Annotated in this window: 17 protein-coding genes; 6 read left to right on the plus strand and 11 right to left on the minus strand. The window is 53.3% G+C overall.

From position 1 onward, the window contains the following. The first annotated feature begins 85 nt into the window (after nucleotides 1-85). From BOO20_RS03615 to cobA, 5 genes are all read left to right on the plus strand, one after another. The gene (locus BOO20_RS03615) at nucleotides 86-799 is read left to right on the plus strand and encodes a phosphoadenylyl-sulfate reductase (RefSeq protein WP_076790657.1); all 714 of its coding nucleotides are present in this window, start codon (nucleotides 86-88) and stop codon (nucleotides 797-799) included. 19 nt (nucleotides 800-818) lie between these two features. After that, on the plus strand, nucleotides 819-1,700 hold the full coding sequence (cysD, locus tag BOO20_RS03620; protein WP_076790659.1) for a sulfate adenylyltransferase subunit CysD: 882 nt from the start codon (nucleotides 819-821) through the stop codon (nucleotides 1,698-1,700). A 225-nt stretch (nucleotides 1,701-1,925) separates the two neighbouring features. Beyond that, nucleotides 1,926-3,725, plus strand: coding sequence for a GTP-binding protein (locus tag BOO20_RS03625; protein ID WP_076790661.1), 1,800 nt, complete (start codon nucleotides 1,926-1,928; stop codon nucleotides 3,723-3,725). Nucleotides 3,726-3,731: 6 nt separating this feature from the next. Continuing rightward, on the plus strand, nucleotides 3,732-4,184 hold the full coding sequence (locus BOO20_RS03630) for a bifunctional precorrin-2 dehydrogenase/sirohydrochlorin ferrochelatase (RefSeq protein ID WP_076790662.1): 453 nt from the start codon (nucleotides 3,732-3,734) through the stop codon (nucleotides 4,182-4,184). After that, complete coding sequence (cobA, locus tag BOO20_RS03635; RefSeq protein ID WP_076790664.1) at nucleotides 4,168-5,454, plus strand: uroporphyrinogen-III C-methyltransferase; 1,287 nt, start codon at nucleotides 4,168-4,170, stop codon at nucleotides 5,452-5,454. Before BOO20_RS03630 ends, cobA begins: the two co-directional genes overlap by 17 nt. 17 nt (nucleotides 5,455-5,471) lie before the next feature. Here the strand turns inward: cobA and BOO20_RS03640 are convergent, their stop codons facing one another. From BOO20_RS03640 to rsgA, 9 genes are all read right to left on the minus strand, one after another. Then, on the minus strand, nucleotides 5,472-6,545 hold the full coding sequence (locus BOO20_RS03640) for a sulfate/molybdate ABC transporter ATP-binding protein (protein WP_076790666.1): 1,074 nt from the start codon (nucleotides 6,543-6,545) through the stop codon (nucleotides 5,472-5,474). Nucleotides 6,546-6,551: 6 nt separating this feature from the next. After that, nucleotides 6,552-7,421, minus strand: a complete 870-nt coding sequence (gene cysW, locus BOO20_RS03645; protein ID WP_076790668.1) for a sulfate ABC transporter permease subunit CysW — start codon at nucleotides 7,419-7,421, stop codon at nucleotides 6,552-6,554. Nucleotides 7,422-7,428: 7 nt separating this feature from the next. Then, the gene (gene cysT, locus BOO20_RS03650) at nucleotides 7,429-8,262 is read right to left on the minus strand and encodes a sulfate ABC transporter permease subunit CysT (RefSeq protein WP_076790669.1); all 834 of its coding nucleotides are present in this window, start codon (nucleotides 8,260-8,262) and stop codon (nucleotides 7,429-7,431) included. Nucleotides 8,263-8,360: 98 nt separating this feature from the next. Continuing rightward, the gene (locus tag BOO20_RS03655) at nucleotides 8,361-9,380 is read right to left on the minus strand and encodes a sulfate ABC transporter substrate-binding protein (RefSeq protein ID WP_076790671.1); all 1,020 of its coding nucleotides are present in this window, start codon (nucleotides 9,378-9,380) and stop codon (nucleotides 8,361-8,363) included. A gap of 364 nt (nucleotides 9,381-9,744) precedes the next feature. Then, nucleotides 9,745-10,746 carry a carboxymuconolactone decarboxylase family protein gene (locus BOO20_RS03660; protein WP_076790672.1) on the minus strand — a complete coding sequence of 334 codons (1,002 nt, stop codon included), beginning with the start codon at nucleotides 10,744-10,746 and terminating at the stop codon, nucleotides 9,745-9,747. Between the two features lie 24 nt (nucleotides 10,747-10,770). Next, nucleotides 10,771-12,066: a 30S ribosomal protein S12 methylthiotransferase RimO gene (gene rimO, locus BOO20_RS03665; RefSeq protein WP_144277111.1), complete on the minus strand. Its 1,296-nt coding sequence runs from the start codon at nucleotides 12,064-12,066 to the stop codon at nucleotides 10,771-10,773. Beyond that, nucleotides 12,053-13,186, minus strand: coding sequence for a tRNA guanosine(34) transglycosylase Tgt (gene tgt, locus BOO20_RS03670; protein WP_076790675.1), 1,134 nt, complete (start codon nucleotides 13,184-13,186; stop codon nucleotides 12,053-12,055). Before tgt ends, rimO begins: the two co-directional genes overlap by 14 nt. Before the next feature lie 315 nt (nucleotides 13,187-13,501). Continuing rightward, nucleotides 13,502-14,221 carry a CsgG/HfaB family protein gene (locus BOO20_RS03675; RefSeq protein ID WP_076790677.1) on the minus strand — a complete coding sequence of 240 codons (720 nt, stop codon included), beginning with the start codon at nucleotides 14,219-14,221 and terminating at the stop codon, nucleotides 13,502-13,504. A 142-nt stretch (nucleotides 14,222-14,363) separates the two neighbouring features. Beyond that, on the minus strand, nucleotides 14,364-15,425 hold the full coding sequence (rsgA, locus tag BOO20_RS03680) for a ribosome small subunit-dependent GTPase A (protein ID WP_076790679.1): 1,062 nt from the start codon (nucleotides 15,423-15,425) through the stop codon (nucleotides 14,364-14,366). 190 nt (nucleotides 15,426-15,615) lie between these two features. Here rsgA and BOO20_RS03685 point away from each other — a divergent pair, with 190 nt between their 5' ends. After that, complete coding sequence (locus BOO20_RS03685; protein WP_083694526.1) at nucleotides 15,616-16,416, plus strand: penicillin-binding transpeptidase domain-containing protein; 801 nt, start codon at nucleotides 15,616-15,618, stop codon at nucleotides 16,414-16,416. A gap of 113 nt (nucleotides 16,417-16,529) precedes the next feature. Here the strand turns inward: BOO20_RS03685 and BOO20_RS03690 are convergent, their stop codons facing one another. Both BOO20_RS03690 and BOO20_RS03695 read right to left on the minus strand, forming a co-directional pair. Beyond that, nucleotides 16,530-16,883: a type II toxin-antitoxin system HigA family antitoxin gene (locus BOO20_RS03690; RefSeq protein ID WP_076790681.1), complete on the minus strand. Its 354-nt coding sequence runs from the start codon at nucleotides 16,881-16,883 to the stop codon at nucleotides 16,530-16,532. A 9-nt stretch (nucleotides 16,884-16,892) separates the two neighbouring features. After that, the gene (locus BOO20_RS03695; RefSeq protein ID WP_076790683.1) at nucleotides 16,893-17,186 is read right to left on the minus strand and encodes a type II toxin-antitoxin system HigB family toxin; all 294 of its coding nucleotides are present in this window, start codon (nucleotides 17,184-17,186) and stop codon (nucleotides 16,893-16,895) included. Nucleotides 17,187-17,395 lie beyond the last annotated feature (209 nt).

Here is a 17,395-nt window from a genome sequence, read left to right on the forward strand (position 1 = left end):
AATTTGATATTCTTTTACGAAGCAGAGCTTCGGGGAATTGACCCTTAGAGATTAAAATAAGGTACGTTTACAACAGAGGAGCATTATGAGCAGGGAAAGTATAGAACAATTGAATATTGAGCTGGCCGCCAAATCACCGGAAGAGATTTTGCGTGCAGCCGTCGGCTGTTTCGGGGCAGAGAACATGGCATTTGCTTCAAGTTTCGGTGCCGAAGATCAGGTGCTGACTGATATGCTGCACAGGGAAAAACTGCCGGTTCCGGTTTTCACGCTTGATACCGGGCGACTGCACCAGGAGACCTACGATCTGTTCGATGCAACCAGAAAGCATTACGGCATCGAGATTGAAGCGCTTTTTCCCGAAACAGTCGCTGTCGAAGCGATGCTGGCGCAGCACGGGCCGAATCTTTTTTATGAGAGTATTGAAAAGAGGCGCGAGTGCTGCCGTATCCGGAAGGTTCAGCCGCTTACAAAAAAGCTCTCAACCCTGAAGGCCTGGATATGCGGTCTTCGCCGGGAGCAGTCGGTTACCAGAACTGCCGTGGCTCCGATAGAGTGGGATGCCGCTTTCGGCCTCTACAAGATAAACCCTCTTGCCGAAGTGTCGGAAGCGTGGGTGTGGGAGTATATCAAAAAGCATAACGTTCCCTTCAACAGGCTTCATGACGAGGGCTATCCGAGCATCGGATGCGCACCCTGTACCCGAGCGGTCAAGCAGGGAGAGGATCTCCGTGCCGGACGCTGGTGGTGGGAGATAGCCGAGCACCGGGAGTGCGGCCTGCATCGTGAAAAACAGTAATCATATCGAAAGCGAATCAATGGATCATCTCGACAAACTCGAAGCCCAAAGCGTCTATATTCTCAGGGAGGCATACCGGGAGTTTAAAAGTCTCTGCATGCTCTGGTCAATCGGCAAGGACAGCACCGTAATGCTCTGGCTTGCCCGGAAGGCTTTTTTCGGCCACGTGCCGATCCCCCTTGTCCATGTTGATACGCACTACAAGATCCCTGAAATGATCGAGTACCGTGACAGGCTTGCGCTGGAGTGGAACCTTAATATGATCTACGGTGAGAACCGTGAGGCGCTGGACAAGAAGCTCACCTTTCCCGACGGCAATACCGACCGGCTCACCTGCTGCAAATATCTGAAGAGCGAAGCATTGAAGCACACCCTTTCGGGCGAGTGGCCCCGATACAGGATGGATCACGAGCTCAAGCACTATGTTCAGGATGAGGGCAAGGAGCCCTACACCGGAGTCATAGCGGGCGTCAGGGCGGACGAAGAGGGGAGTCGTTCCAAGGAGCGCTACTTCTCTCCGAGGGACAAGGATAATGTGTGGGATGTCGGCGACCAGCCGCCCGAGTTCTGGAACCAGTTCAAGACCGATTTCGCTCCCGGCACCCATGTGCGCATTCACCCGCTCCTCGACTGGACCGAGCTGAATATCTGGGAGTATATTGAGCGCGAAAAGATTCCGGTGGTCTCGCTCTACTTCAATCAGGGCGAAGGCATCCGCTACCGTTCACTCGGCTGCTACCCCTGCACCAACCCGGTTGAATCCGAGGCGAGAACGCTTCCTGAAATTATAGATGAGCTCAAAAGCGGGAAGTTTTCAAACGTAGCCGAACGCTCCGGCCGGGCCCAGGACAGTGAAGACGGAGGGGGGCTGGAGACCCTCCGCCGTGACGGGTATATGTGAAGTCACAGCTCTTGATTTGTTGCGCGATTTGATTGCTGCGTTGGGCGGTGCTCGAAATCCTCATGTACTCTTGTGTACATTCCGGTTTCTGTGCTCCGTCCGCCTTGCCCTCAAACCGCTCACGACAATCAAGAGCTGTGACAGGAAAATATTGATTTTGGATTGCTGTAGGGGCAAACCTGTGTGTTTGCCCGATAGGTTATAATTTATTGATCAGTTCTCTTTATGATTGGACGTTCGCAGATGAATATTGTTATAGTCGGTCATGTTGATCACGGCAAGAGTACCGTGATCGGCCGGCTGCTTGCCGATACGGGAACACTGCCCCAGGGCAAGCTTGAATCGGTCAGGGAGAGCTGCCGTAAAAACTCCAAGCCGTTCGAGTATGCCTTTTTGCTTGATGCACTCAAGGATGAGCAGGCCCAGGGCATTACCATCGACATGGCCCGCTGCTTTTTCAAAACCGAAAAGCGTGACTACATCATCATTGACGCTCCCGGCCATATCGAGTTTCTGAAAAACATGATTACCGGTGCATCCAGGGCTGAAGCGGCTCTTCTGGTGATTGATGCCCATGAAGGGATACAGGAGAACTCGAAACGGCACGGCCATATGGTCTCCATGCTCGGCGTGAAGCATGTTACGGTGCTGGTCAACAAGATGGATCTTGCCGGATACAGCGAGGAGGTGTTCGAGCAGCTTAAAACGGACTACTCGGCCTTTCTTGCCCGGATCAAGGTGACGCCGGTCAGCTTTATTCCGGTCAGTGCCCGTGAGGGTGACAATATCGCCTCACTTTCCGAGCGTATGGCGTGGTACAAGGGTGCAACGGTGCTTGAACAGCTCGACCGCTTTGTCAGCAACAAGGAGCTTCAGGAGCTCCCCTTCCGCTTTCCCGTGCAGGACATCTACAAGTTTACCCGCAGTGATGATGACCGCCGAATAGTTGCCGGAAGTGTAGCTGCCGGATCGGTGCAGGTTGGCGATGAGGTGCTCTTTCTTCCATCGGGCAAGCAGTCGGTTATCCAGTCGGTTGAGTCATTCAATACGCTGCCGAAAACGAAAGCTTCAGCAGGGGAGGCAACGGGCTTTACCCTTTCAACACAGATCTATATCCGTCCCGGTGAGCTTATGGTCAGGCCCTCCGAGCCGCAGCCGGAAGTTGGCAGTCGCTTCAGGGTGAACATCTTCTGGGTCGGAAGGGCGCCGATGATCCGTCAGAAAGAGTACAAGCTCAAGCTCGGTTCCGCGCGTGCTTCAGTCAAGCTGGCGGAGATCAGTAATACGCTTGACGCTTCGGATCTGAGTTACAGCCGCAGCAAGCAGCAGCTCGACTGCCGAGATGTGGGCGAGTGTATTCTTGAAACAGCGCGCCCCATAGCCTTTGACCCGACCTCTGCCAGCGAAACAACGGGCAGGTTTGTCATTGTTGATAATTTCGAGATTTGTGGCGGCGGTATTGTGCTTGAGAACCTTTCGGCAGGCGAAACGCTCCTGCAGCAGCATATCCGTGATCGTGAAAACAACTGGGAGCCGGGGCTGGTGCGCTTTGAGGAGCGGGCTGCTGCAAACCGGCACAAGGCGAAGTTCATTGTCTTTACCGGCGCTCCCGGCACGGGGAAGCGTGCCATTGCCAAAGCGCTTGAACGGGGGCTCTTTGAAAACAGCCTTAACGCCTACTATCTTGGTGTAGCAAATATCGACCGCGGTCTTGATGCCGATCTTGGAACCCATGCCGACAGTGCAGGCGAGCGGCTCCGCCGGATCGGCGAGCTGGCCCGAATTCTTACCGATGCAGGGCTGATCTTTATCACCACGATCGACGATGCCGACGATTATGATATCGAAACATTGAAGCAGTTGAACGAACCCAATGATATCCTTGTCATCAACACGGGTGAAAACGGTTTTTCCCGCTATCACCCTGATTTTGAGCTCCCTGCGGGGGCTGATGTCTCTCTTGCCGTCGGTCAGGTGGCTGATATCCTGAAAACAAGAGAGATTATCATCGACTACCAGATTTAGGCTGCCATGAACTATGTGCCGATAACCCTGAAGGTCGAGAACAAAAAAGTGCTCATTGCCGGCGGGGGAAAGGCCGCCCTTGAGAAAGTTCAGATGCTTCTCCGCCTTGCCGTTGCGGTTACCGTTATCGGTGAAGAGATTGACGAAGAGATTCTTCTAAGCGACGCCACCTGCCACCTGCGTCCATTCCGCAGTGAGGACCTGGAGGATGTTCTTCTTGTCTACGCATGCAGCAGTGACCGGGAGGTGAACCGTCTTGTCAAAGCTGAGGCCAATGCCCGCAACATTCTGGTCAATACCCCCGACGATCCCGAACTGTGCGATTTTATTACCCCGGCACTCTATATTGAGGGGTCAATGACAGTTGCCGTCTCGTCGGGCGGCAGCGATGTGCGCAAAGCGGTAGCGTGGCGGAACAGGATAAAAACATTCTTCAGCAACCATGACCCCGTATCCTGAAACCCTCCGCCCTCTTCTTGAGCATCTTGACCACTCACCGGCTGAACCGGCCTGTTTTGCTCTTGATCCATTTCGCCTGCTGCCTGTTGATGATGATCCGCTTCAGGCCCTCCTTGACGGGTGCGGGGATCTGCTCTTCATGGCGGCGCCGGAGCTTCCCGACCCTCTTCCGGAAGAGTTTGCTGTGGCGGCGTTGCTCTCCTTGCGCACGGTTCCGGACAGAGACGACGCTCATCCGCTCCACGACATGAACGTCATTGTGGTCCGATATGAGCGTGCCGATCTCAGGGTACTCTTTGCCCCGCTTGACATCCGGCGTGGTTACGGCAAGGTCTATCTGACCGGAGCGGGAGCAGGAAGCCGTGACTATCTGACGCTCAAGGCCGACACGCTCCTGCAGCGTGCCGGCGTGATCTTCTACGATGATCTTATCGATACAGGACTGCTTGATGCCTACAGTGCCGAAAAGGTGTACGTCGGCAAGCGCAAGGGGCGCCATCATGCCGACCAGGATGCCATCAACCGTCAGCTCTATCTTGCGGCAGCTAAACAACAGATTGTGGTGCGTCTGAAGGGCGGAGACCCCCTGGTTTTCGGCAGGGGAGGTGAAGAGCTGGCTTATCTCTGTGAGCGTCAGATTGATGTCGAGGTTGTTCCCGGTGTCTCTTCCATGCTGAGTGCGGCGGCATCGGCAGCTATACCGCTTACCCAGCGGGGGGTCAGCGGCGGGGTGACACTCCAGAGTGCCCATAATGTGTTGGCAGGGGGCACCCCGCGAACCCTGGTCTATTTCATGTGTGCCAGCCGGTTGAAGGAGCTGCAGTCGATAGTGCTGCATGAGGGGATAGAACGGGAGATGCCGGTTGCGCTCATTCGCAAGGCCGGTTTTTATGATGAAAGTGTGACCATGACGACCGTCGGAGTCATGCACACTGTTGAGCTGGACTCTCCACTGCTGGCAATAATCGGACGGACAGCCGCTCTTGGCAGGCAACGGTCGAAAATTCTTCACACGGGTGATGATCCATACCGCTGCATGCTTTCCGGAAAAATTGTCCCTCTCGGCGACATCACAACCGGGGGGAACCTTTTGGGCGCGGTTGACCTCTCACTCTTTTCAGGCATTGTTTTTACCGGTGCAGGGAAGGTAGAAGCGCTGCTTGCCGCATTCGGCCCGCTGCCTTCGCATCTTGTGCTCTACGCTGAAGGAGCAGAGAGCGCCGAAGAGCTTCGAAACTGGGGTTACGCCAGCAGGGTCATGGAGGTATAAAGGCTCGGCGGAGATGATCAGATTTCGTAATCTCCGGCAAAGACCTTGACCTTGTTGAAGGTGACAAAGACCCTGTCTCCCTTTTTGAGCTGAAGGTTCAGGTAAAGCTCCCTCGGTATCTCCGCATCAATGGGTTGTTCAAACCCTTCGCAATCAATGTTCAGTCCGATCTGGCCGCCAAGCAGGCGTATTTCGCGTACAGTGCCCTCAAGATCGTTACCTTCACTCCGGATCTTGCTGATTCCTATTTCGTGAGGGCGTACAAAGGTCTGGCTTGTTTTTCCCTCAGTGCTTTTCAGTTCATCCGGAGCATCAACGGTGTGCCCCCCGAGAGTTACCACTCCTTCGTGTACCCGGCCATGGAAGACGTTGACGTTGCCAAGGAAGTTGTAGACAAAGGCGTTTGCCGGGTGATCGTAGACCTCCTGCGGCGTACCCTGCTGTTCTATTTTCCCCTTGTTGATTACCACAATCCTGTCGGCCAGCTCCAGTGCCTCCTCCTGGTCGTGGGTGACAAAGATGCTGGTGACATGAATCTCGTCATGCAACTTTCTGAGCCAGCGGCGCAGTTCCTGGCGAACCTTGGCATCAAGCGCCGAAAAAGGCTCATCCAGCAGCAGCACTCTCGGATTGACCGCAAGTGCTCTTGCAAGGGCAACTCGCTGCCGCTGACCGCCAGATAGCTGGGAGGGGTAGCGTTTGAGCGCCCACTCCATCTGCACCAGTTTCAGGAGATGCTCAACCCGATCCTTGATCTCACTCTTCGAAGGTCGCTTGCTGCGAGGAAGCACCTTGAGGCCGAAGGCAACATTCTCATAAACATTGAGGCGCCGGAAAAGCGCATAGTGCTGAAAGACAAAGCCTACATTTTTTTCCCTCGGCGGCAGATTGGTGGTGTCCTTCCCTTCAAGTATGATCTTGCCGGAATCAGCGCTCTCCAGACCGGCAATAATGCGCAGCAGGGTTGTTTTTCCACATCCCGATGGCCCGAGAAGCGCAATAAGATCGCCCGAGGCAACATTCAGGCTGATGTTGTCGAGCGCGGTGTAGCCGGTGAAATTTTTGGTAATGTTCTGAAGTTCGATACCCATTAGATCTCAATGTTGTAGGCTGTTTTTCTGAAACTTTTTTTCGATGATGCTCTTGACCACGACGGTGGTCAGGGCGAGAAACACAAGGAGTGAGGCAACGGCAAACGATGCCGCAAAGTTGTATTCACTGTAGAGAATTTCCACATGGAGGGGAATGGTGTTGGTCTGACCCCGAATGTGACCCGAGACCACCGAAACCGCGCCGAACTCGCCTATTGCCCTCGCGCCGCAGAGAATCATGCCGTAGAGCAGACCCCAGCGGATGTTGGGCAGGGTTATTTTGACGAAAATCTGCCACCCTCTTGCTCCGAGTGTCAGGGCAGCCTCTTCCTCGTCACGTCCCTGTGCCTCCATCAGGGGGATCAGCTCCCTTGCCACAAAGGGAAAGGTGACAAAGAGGGTCGCAATGACAATGCCGGGTGTGGAAAAGATAATTTTTATGCCCTGCTCTCCAAGCCACGTGCCGAAAGGAGTCCGGCTGCCGAGCAGCAGCACAAAGATAAGACCGGCGATGACCGGAGAGACGGCAAAGGGAAGATCAAGCAGGGTTTTGAGTGCTGCCTTGCCGGGAAAGCTGAATTTCGTGATTGCCCATGCCGCCGACACCCCGAAAAATGCGTTCAGGGGTACGACAATTGTTACGGTTGTGAGGGTAAGCTTGACCGCTTCGATGGTGTAGGGCTCACGAACAGCTTCAAGATAGAACTCCCACCCTTTCTGGAATGCCTGGGCAAAGACAAGTCCGAGCGGAAGAAAAACAAATCCGATAAAAAAGAGCAGGGTAAGGGCGATCAGAAGCATACGAACCGGCAGCGGATCGGATATCTTTTTTCGTACAACGGGAGGTGTGCCCTGTGAAAGCAGTGGTGTTGACATGGTGTGCTTAGCGATATTCTTTCTGTTGCCACTCCTGAATTGCGTTGAGCAGGAGTATCATGGAAAATGAGATGACGAGCAGTACCAGCGCGACGGCAGAGGCTCCGTTATAATCGTACTGATCAAGTTTGGACATGATCATGAGCGGTGCAATCTCCGTTTTCATCGGCAGATTACCGGCAATGAAGATGACCGATCCGTATTCGCCGATACCACGGGCAAATGCAAGGGTTGAACCGGTGAGCAGCGCCGGAAAGAGGTGCGGCAGCAGGATCTTTCTGAAGGTTTGCAGGCGGGTGGCGCCGAGGCAGTGTGCGGACTCCTCTATCTCCGGTTCAAGCTCTTCAAGCACCGGCTGAAGGGTCCGCACGACAAAGGGAAAGCCGATGAAAATAAGGGCTACAACAATTCCTGTCGGGGAGTTGATCACCTCAATGTTCCATTTTGCTGTTATCTCTCCAAGCCATCCCATGGGCGAATAGAGTGTGGCAAAGCAGATACCGGCAACAGCGGTCGGAAGTGCGAACGGAATGTCGACAAGAGCATCAAGAAATGCCTTGCCGGGGAAGCGATAGCGCACCAGCACCCATGCCGTAAGGAGTCCGGCGACGGCATCAAAAATGGCTGCGAAAAATGCAGTTGAAAAACTCAGTTTGTAGGAGGCCAGAACCCTGGGGGCGGTAACGGCACTCAGGAATGGCTCCCATCCCATAGGAATGGCGTTAAAGAAGATCATGCTCAGCGGGACAATGACAACGGCGGAGAGGTAGAACACCGTGTAACCCATCGAGAGCCCGAATCCGGGCAGAATGTTTCGTCTTTTTTTCTGGAAAATTGCCATCGTTCAGGTTAATAACTATACAAATAGAGCGGAAAGCGGGATATCGTTCTGATATTCCGCTTTCCGCAGGGAACAGCTTTTACTTCAGTGACTTTCGATCAGGGAAGATAGATCTGATCGAATACGCCACCATCCTTGAAGTGGGTCTTCTGGGCTGTGCGCCAGTCACCAAAGAACTCTTTCAGTGTGAAGAGCTTGATTTTCGGGAAGTTCGCACCATATTTTTTCAGAGCGGCAGGGCTGCTCGGGCGGTAGTAGTTCCGGGCAATGATCTCCTGCGACTGAGGGGTGTAGAGGAAGTTCAGGTATGCTTCAGCCAGTTTGCGTGTACCGTGTTTGGCCACATTTTTGTCAACAACCGCAACCGGAGGTTCAGCAAGGATGCTGGTTGCCGGTGTGACGATCTCAAACTTGTCCGATCCGAACTCTTTGAGAATCAGGTGAGCCTCATTCTCCCATGAGAGAAAGACATCGCCAAGTCCGCGCTGGGCAAAAGTCAGGGTTGAGCCGCGTGCGCCGGTGTCAAGCACAGGAACATTTTTATAGAGCGCCTTGACGAAGGCTTTGGCTTTTTCGGCTGAACCGGTCTGCTTCTGCTTGAAGCCCCATGCGGCCAGGTAGTTCCAGCGTGCGCCGCCCGATGTTTTCGGGTTCGGGGTGATAACTGATACACCCGGTTTTACAAGATCATCCCACCCTGTGATCCGTTTGGGATTACCCTTCCGGACAACAAAGACAATGGTAGAGGTGTAGGGGGTGCTGTTGTTTGCGAGTCTTTTCTGCCAGTTCGGGTCAATGAGTTTGCTGTCGGCAATGGCATCGATATCATAGGCGAGAGCGAGTGTTACAACATCGGCTTCCAGACCGTCAATAACGGCACGCCCCTGTTTGCCTGAACCGCCGTGTGACTGGTCGATTGTGACCGTTTGGCCGGTCTTTGCTTTCCAGAATTTGATGAAAGCGGCGTTTTCGCTCTGATAGAGCTCCCTTGTCGGATCATAGGAGACATTGAGCAGTTTTGCCGGTGCCGGTACGGCCTCCGCTACAACTCCCGGCAGACCGGAGGCGAGAATGAGTGATGCGGCAAGGGTGATTTTTTTCGTCCAATTGAGATGCATGATAATTCTCCCTGTAAAAGGTATGGTTGGTGTTTTCGAAGTTATAAATCCGGTAAAAAAAAAGCCGGTTCACTGTTGTATTCAGAACCGGCGCTGGGCATAATTCTTTTGAGGAACTATGGACAACAGCCGGATATGGTATTGTCGTAATCTCTTTTCATTTGACAGCAGCAGCGCTCTTCAGGGCCAAATGGTGTATATGAAAACGTACTCATTATCTCTCCGTTTCGTTCACGATTGTTAATAAAAATCAATATTTCCAACCTTTCCAAGTTTCTACCATAAAAATACCATAAACAAGGTATGTCAGATCGGGAGTGGTCCGGAATGAAAAGGGTATATCGCAGATTAAATGAGTGCAACTCTACAGCCAGGAGCCTGTTCGTTTCGCTGCCTCAAAACTGCTCCACGCCAGAGCAGCAATCAGCCTATCATCTCCGGGGAAGTTAGAGGAGAAGGCCCTGACGATTGTTTTATCGACACGCCAGGGGGCAAGCGCGGTGAGGAGCGCAAGCCTTCCTGCGGCTTTATCCTTTTCTGTTAGATGAGCTATTGCCTCTTCACACCACAGGTTATGCATATCGGGGTCACTGCCGTTCCAGTTCTGAACGGCGGCATGGACTGCATTTCGCACTTCAGTGGAGAGCGCCATTGCGCCATGTTTTTCGATGACCTGAAAAAATCGGGCAAATGCAGCGGAGATCACCGGAGAGGGTTCTGCCCATGCCAGATCATCCGGCAGTGGTGCTTCAGGAAGCAGTTCAAGTGATGCTCCCGGCTTTTTCGGGATACGGATAGCTCCTCCGAAAAACCATGCGGCCATCTGCATGGCCACCTTTTTCGGGATGCCGCTGGTAAAGGGAAGAGGTGAACTGCCGAGCAGAATGGTGACCATCCGGTTGATGTAATGAAAAACAACTGCGGTGCCGATAAACGAAGGGGCATCCTGAGAACTGAAGAGTGGTGAGGCAAGGAGCGGCGAACCGGGGGTGCGGGTTGCTGCGGCCCATTCGGCAACATCCCGGAGGAACGTATCCTCTATCTGTTCCGGGGCTCCATCTGCAAGAGCATCCGAGTAGTCATGGCCCGAGGCCTCAAGCACCATGATGCTGTGCGCATCAAGGCAGTAGGGGCAGCGGTTGAGCGACGAGACGGCGGCGGCAACCACCTCTTTTGCATCGCGGCTTCCGCTCCCTGCAAGCAGCGTCTCGCGGACAGCGATCCAGACTCCGGCAAGCAGCTCCGGCACCGGAAGGTGCAGGGTAAAGGGCTCAACCTCTGCCCCGAACTCCCTCCGGATCTGGCCGAGCACCTTTTCAGAAAGGGTGTCAGCCGGTGCAGATGATGTGATATAGCGGATGGTCATGGTCACTACCCGTTTGTATTGATACTACAGTATCTCAATCACCCTTCCGTGGAGCTCGTATGCGCCGCTGTCGGTGATTTCAGCCATGCAGAATGAACCGGCTTTTACGGACTGGTGTTCAATTGAGAGAATGCATTCGTTGTCAACTTCCGGAGCGTCATACTCCGTGCGGCCGAGGGCGGTATCGCCTTCGATCTGGTCGATCAGCACCCTGATGGTTTTCCCCTCGAATACCCGGTTATTCTCGGCTGAAATAGACTCCTGCAGCTCCATCAGCTCCGCTGCCCGTTCGCGCTTCTCCTCCATCGTCAGGCTCTCTTCGAGCTTGAAGGATGGGGCGTGCTCCTCGTGGCAGTAGGGGAAGCAGCCGAGCCGGTCGAAACGGCTCTCCTCCACAAACTGCAACAGCTCCTCGAACTCCTCGCGGGTTTCGCCGGGGTAGCCGGCAATCATGGTGGTTCGCAGTCGTATGTCGGGGTTTTTCTCGCGGATGGTTTCAATGAGCTTTATGGTCTCCGCCTTGTTGATCCCCCGGTTCATTGAACGCAGGATACGGTCGTTGCCGTGCTGCAGGGGGATGTCGAGATAGTTGCAGATGTTTGCCCGCTGGTGCATGGTGTCGATCACTTCAAGCGGAAAGCCGACCGGGTAGGCGTAGAAGAGCCGGATCCAGTCGAACTCCATATCCGAGAGGCGGAGCACCAGGTCGTTGAGCAGGGTTTTGCCCTCAAGGTCGTAGCCGTAGAGGCTGATGTCCTGCGCAATCACATTCAGCTCCCGTACTCCGGTACTCTTCAGCAGAGCGGCTTCGCGCAGAAGCTGTTCGGGCGGCTGGCTGATATATCGGCCTCTGATTTTCGGGATTGAGCAGAATGAGCAGGAGCGGTTGCACCCCTCGGCGATCTTGAGATATGCGTAATGGGGAGGGGTGAGCAGTGATCGGCGGTCATAAAGTTCCTCGCGATAAACTGCCCCGAGAGCCGCCAGCACTTCGGGAAGCTCGCGGGTGCCGAAAAATCCGTCCACCTCCTCCATCTCTTCGCCAAGTTCCTTGCGGTAGAGTTCTGTGAGGCACCCCATCATATAGACACGCTGCACCTTCCCTTCCGTTTTTTTATCGATTGCGGCAAACGTTTCGGCAATCGACTCCTCCTTGGCATCTTCAATGAATGCGCATGTGTTGATGAGTATGGTATCGGCCTCGTCAGCCGTTTCGGTAAAGGTGATGCCGGAGGCTTCGGCCTGCGCCATGAGCCGTTCGGAATCGACGGTGTTTTTGGAGCAGCCGAGGCTCAACAGAAATACGTTATGCGTTGTCATGGTCATTGAATCGTTTCAGAAAATCCTTCTTCCACTCAAGGAAGGTCCCCTGCTGGATCTGGGTACGGGCAGTTGCAGTAAGCCACATGAAGAAGGAGATATTCTGCAAGGTGCAGAGCTTGAGGCCGAGTATCTCTCCCACATTCAGAAGGTGGCGGATATAGGCGCGGGAGTAGTTGCGGCAGACGTCGTTATCGAACCCTTCGTCAATCGGGGTGAAGTCGGTTGCATATTTGGCGGAGCGGAGGTTCATCTTGCCATGACGGGTATAGACCCTGCCGTTGCGCCCTTCACGGGTCGGGATGACGCAGTCGAACATATCGACCCCACGTTCGATCGCATTCAGGATGTTTTCGGGTGTGCCGACGCCCATCAGGTAACGGGGCTTGTTTTCCGGCAGCAGGGTGTGGGAAAGTTCAAGAATGCGGTACATCTCCGGTGCCGGTTCACCGACAGCCATGCCGCCGATGGAGTAGCCGTCAAAATTCATATCGACCAGCGCCTTTATGGAGATTGCACGCAGGTCGTCGTGAATGCCTCCCTGCGTGATGCCGAACAGGTACTGCTCGTGGCCGTAGAGGGATGTTGTGGCAGCGAAGGCCTCTCTGGCCCGTGCAGCCCAGCGGATGGTGAGCTCTCCCGATTTGCGGATATACTCCTTTTCAGCCATGGAGGGCGGGCACTCGTCGAGCGGCATTATGATATCGCTGCCGATAATGCGCTGGGTCTCCACCACGTTTTCCGGCGTGAACTGCTGCATGGAGCCGTCAAGGTGCGACTTGAAGATCACCCCCTCCTCGCTGATCTTGCGCAGCTCCGAGAGCGAGTAGACCTGGTAGCCGCCGCTGTCGGTCAGCAGCGGTCCGTTCCAGTTCATGAATCTGTGGACACCGCCCGCCTTGAAGAGAATATCGTTGCCGGGCTTCAGGTAGAGATGGTAGGTGTTGGCGAGAATAATATGGACGTTGTTCTCTTTAAGCTCGTGCGGCTCAACCGATTTGACGCTCGCTCTGGTGCCTACCGGCATGAACACCGGTGTCGGTATGGCACCGTGAGCGGTACTCAACACACCGCATCGTGCGGCTGAATGAGGGTCGGTCTGTAATAGGGTGAATTTCATCTTTGTAGAAACATTAACCTGTTGCGCGTTTCGAAAGCTTCGTTGAGCGGTGCTCGAAATCCTCATGTACTCTCGTGTACACTCCGGTTTCTGCGCTCCATCCGCCTTGCTCTCAAACCGCTCACGACGGTTAACAGGCCATTTAGAGGCTGATAATTGGGATTTTGAACCAGTCAAGGTACCCAAAGCCCCGCACAAAACAAAAACCCGCCATGCCCGGCTTTTATTCTATAAACACAAGATTAATCATCTGCTGCACGATCTCCATATGCAAAGGGGCGGCCTTTGTGAGCCGCCCCTTTGTTATCATGTTTCTTAATCAAGCTGAATTGCACTCTTGGTCTTCTCTTTCCGGGAGCGCTCCTTTTCATTAAACTTGTCCATGCAATCACTATCCTTGCCCTCTACCATAGAGCACTCCAGATACTCGGTTATCTCCATGATACAGGCCCTGATCGCCTTTCCGACAGGGGTATTCTTGTACTGGCCAAGGTTGCCATTAAATCCGCCGCTTGATACTCCCAGACTGAGCCCACTGGATTTTGATGTGGCCTCGACAGTCCGGGCGTCAAAGATTTCGCCGGTTTCAACTTCTATGACTTTCAGATCAACAGCCATGTAGGCTTTGTCCTGTTTGCCTCCGAGGCTGATGCCGCCGAAGGAGAGACCGCCGCCGCTGCCGCTTGTATTCTGCTCAAAGGCTGAAACGGTAGCTGCAACCAGATATTTGGCACCGGTAATCTTTCCAAGCTTCGATCTTGTTTTGGGGTTGACCCTTCCGGATGCCCCCAGATCCTGCTCCTGGATAACCGCATCAAGTTCCTTCCGTTCGAGTACCCGAAAACTGTTCGTTGATGCCAGTTCGGCAATAAGCATATCCTGCAGATCCGTCCCTACACTTCCACTCCACCAGCCTGCTGATGTATGGTTGGTAAACCTCAACACGCCGATACGGGGCTTTTCTCCGGCATATCCCTGAGAAAAAAGAACGATGGAAAAAAGAAACAGAGAAATCAGAATAAGTTTAATCCGCATAACGATCCTCCTTGGCTGTTAGGTTTAAAAACAGGAAACCAGATCTTAAAAGTATCACAGTAAAAAGAAAAACCAAAACTCGCAAGGAATGCAAAGATTCCTGACCGTCAGTTGTTCTTTGCTTTAACGCTATTCATGGTGTTCATCTTTTCATGCTCTTCTTTGCACTCTTGATGAAGCGGCCGAATGCCTTATCCTTGTTACGTCTCTCAAGGTAGGACATCTCATGGTACTCCGACTCTTTGCTGAGTTTCATATAATTGCCGTAGTGCTCTTCACCGAGTTCACCATCTGCAATCGCAGCAAGAACTGCGCAGCCCGACTCCCCGGTGTGGCTGCAATCGGCAAAGCGGCAGGATTCAGCAAGCGCAATGATATCTTCAAACCCTTTATTGACGCCCTCTCCGGCACCGAGAAGGCCAAGCTCCCTCATGCCGGGTGTATCGATAAACATAACGCCGTTATCAAGCACGATGAGCTGCCGCCGGGTTGTTGTGTGTGTGCCCTCTCCCGTTGCGCTGACCGCTTTGGTATCAAGATCAGCCTTTCCGGTCAGGTTGTTGATCAGCGTTGTTTTGCCGACTCCGGATGAACCAATCAGGCAGCAGGTTTGTCCCGGGTGTAACAGCTCGCGGAATTCCTCAATTCCGGCACCGGTGACGTTGCTGAGTGCAATAACTCTCGTCGTGATCCCGGCTGCTTTTATAGCCGCAAGCTTCTCCGCCAGCTCTTCGGGGGAGATCAGGTCTGTTTTGGCAAGAATGACAACTGGCTCAACACCTCCGTCTGCAGAAATGACCAGATAGCGGTTCAGTCGTGCGAGATTAAAGTCAAAGTGGCATGACTGGACAATGAATGCGAGATCAATATTGGCGGCAATTAACTGGTACTTCACCTCCGTTCCGGCTCGCTTCCGGCGTAAACAGGTTCTTCGGGGAAAGATGCCGTGGATGATTGCCGAGGCGCCGTCATTGTGGTACTGCACCCGGACCCAGTCGCCGACACACGGGAGTTCAATGGATGAGTCGATGTGGAAAGAGAGGCGCCCTGAAAGTTCAGCCGGAACCTCTGTGTGTTCACTCCGTACCATGAAGGAGTTGCGATCAACTGCCGTTACGCGGGCTATCTCCTGCCCTCCGGGCGGGAGATCATCAATATGAGCCTGAAACCACTCGTCAAAACCGGGTTCACTCAATTTCCTCATAATCTGTTACCGAACACTGTTCAGTGTTTGTTTCCTCGCAGGGGATAATGCAGAGCACTGTTTTTATGCAAGATAACCTTCAGTGTGTGCCGAAAAAAAACAAACCGATGTAATAATCCCGATCCGACCGCATTGTTTCTTTTTCCCCCGATTTTTGTTGAACTTTCCATAATCAAGCTGATGCCATCTGATGATCGTAACAATGAAACTGCTGCTCTTCCTGCTTTTGTTTTTTTTCGCCATTCCGGCCTGTTTCGGCGCAGAGGAGATTGACCGAAAGCTCTTCAGCGCATACGATACCGCACTCATTATCGTTAATCGCTCTTCCGGCGCGGTGACCGATGTGAACCCGGCGCTCGGTGCACGGCGAATCTCCCCCTGCTCGACATTCAAGATCTACAACACCCTGATCGGCCTCCAGCTCGGCCTGCTCAGAGGAGCCGATGACCCATGGTATGCCTGGGACGGTGTGCACCGCGATATCGACGGGTGGAACCGCAACCTCACCCTCCGTGAGGCCTTCCGGGTTTCAGCAGTTCCTGCGTTTCAGGCGCTGGCGAGAGCGATCGGGCAGGAGCGAATGAAAAGGTATATCAACCGTATCGGCTACGGAAACGGCGATATCTCTTCGGGTATCGACACCTTCTGGCTTCCACGGCCGGGCAGAACCGGAGTGCTGATCAGCGCAGGCGAACAGGTTGCCCTTTTGAACAGGCTGCTTGATGGCAGGCTGCCTTTTTCCAAAAAGCACGTGAAGGCGCTTCGTAACATTATGCTTGTTGCAGAGAGCCCGAAAGGAAAACTCTATGGCAAGACCGGATCAGGCAGGAGTGCGGATGGCAAAGAGGAGCTGGGATGGTTTGTCGGCTTTCTCGAAAGCGGGGGAGTCGAGTACGCCTTCGCCTGCAACATCACCGGCGGAGATCACCCCTCCGGAAAAGCCGCCCGCGAGATTGTAGAGAAGGTGTTCAGCGCTCAGAATCTTCTGTAGGGCACCGCTATTACTTTGTTCCGCGATTCGAAGGCATCGCGGTCCCAACTGCGTCGGGATTGTCCTTAAAGCGTCAACGACAATTAATTGCGGTGCCAAGGAGATAAAGTGCACTAAACATTCAGCAATACATCGGCGGGGATGTGCAGTGCATTGTGCAGGAGCCGAATCTGGCGGATAGATAACGGGCGCTTCCGGTTTAACAGGTCACTTGTCCGGCTTTTTGAGCCGATAATCCTTGTCAAATCCTGTTGGTCCATTCCCATTTGATCCATTCGAAATTCAATGGCAGCAACGGGATCAGGATTATCGATCGGAAAGTGCCCCTCTTCATACTTTTCAACAAGAATTCCGAGGATTTCAAGCTCGTCACCCTCCTTTGTATCCGGTTTGGCATCAAATATCTCTTCAAGGCGTGCAAGAGCCTGCTGATAGTCCTCTTCTGTCTTTATCGGTTTGATCTGCATGATATCTCCTTAAATCATTGTTGCATCAATTTTATCATATTCGGCATGTGTTCCCACAAACCGGATGAATATCTGGCCGTAATCGAAGTTAATCATCGCAATCAGCCGGTATTTATTGCCTTTGATGTTGAAGACTACCCGGTTGCTGCTAAGAATGCTTGCTGATGGAAATTGCTGTTTCAGTTCATTTGGTGAACACCAATGAGCTTGCCCAGCCTCCCTGAACCATGCCTTGAGCGGTTGTTCAGCATCCTTGTGCTTCGCCCGGAACCGAACCAGAGTTTTTCTCGATATGACTCTCAATTCTTCATTTGGTTATCGTTTCGTCTGAAATATACATAGTTCCCTGATTGGGAACAATAGGGTGAGCCGGGATTGATCGCTTAGAAACTTCGCTGATATACCATCACAGCATGCGCAGTGTGAAGGATGAGGAAAATAACCGCAGGAACGATATAACCTCAATAATTCATGACGCCCAAAATTGGGGGTATTGCATTCCAAAAATAAGT

Origin of the sequence: Chlorobium sp. KB01, assembly GCF_001975465.1 — a bacterium.
Taxonomy (GTDB): Bacteria; Bacteroidota; Chlorobiia; order Chlorobiales; family Chlorobiaceae; genus Chlorobium.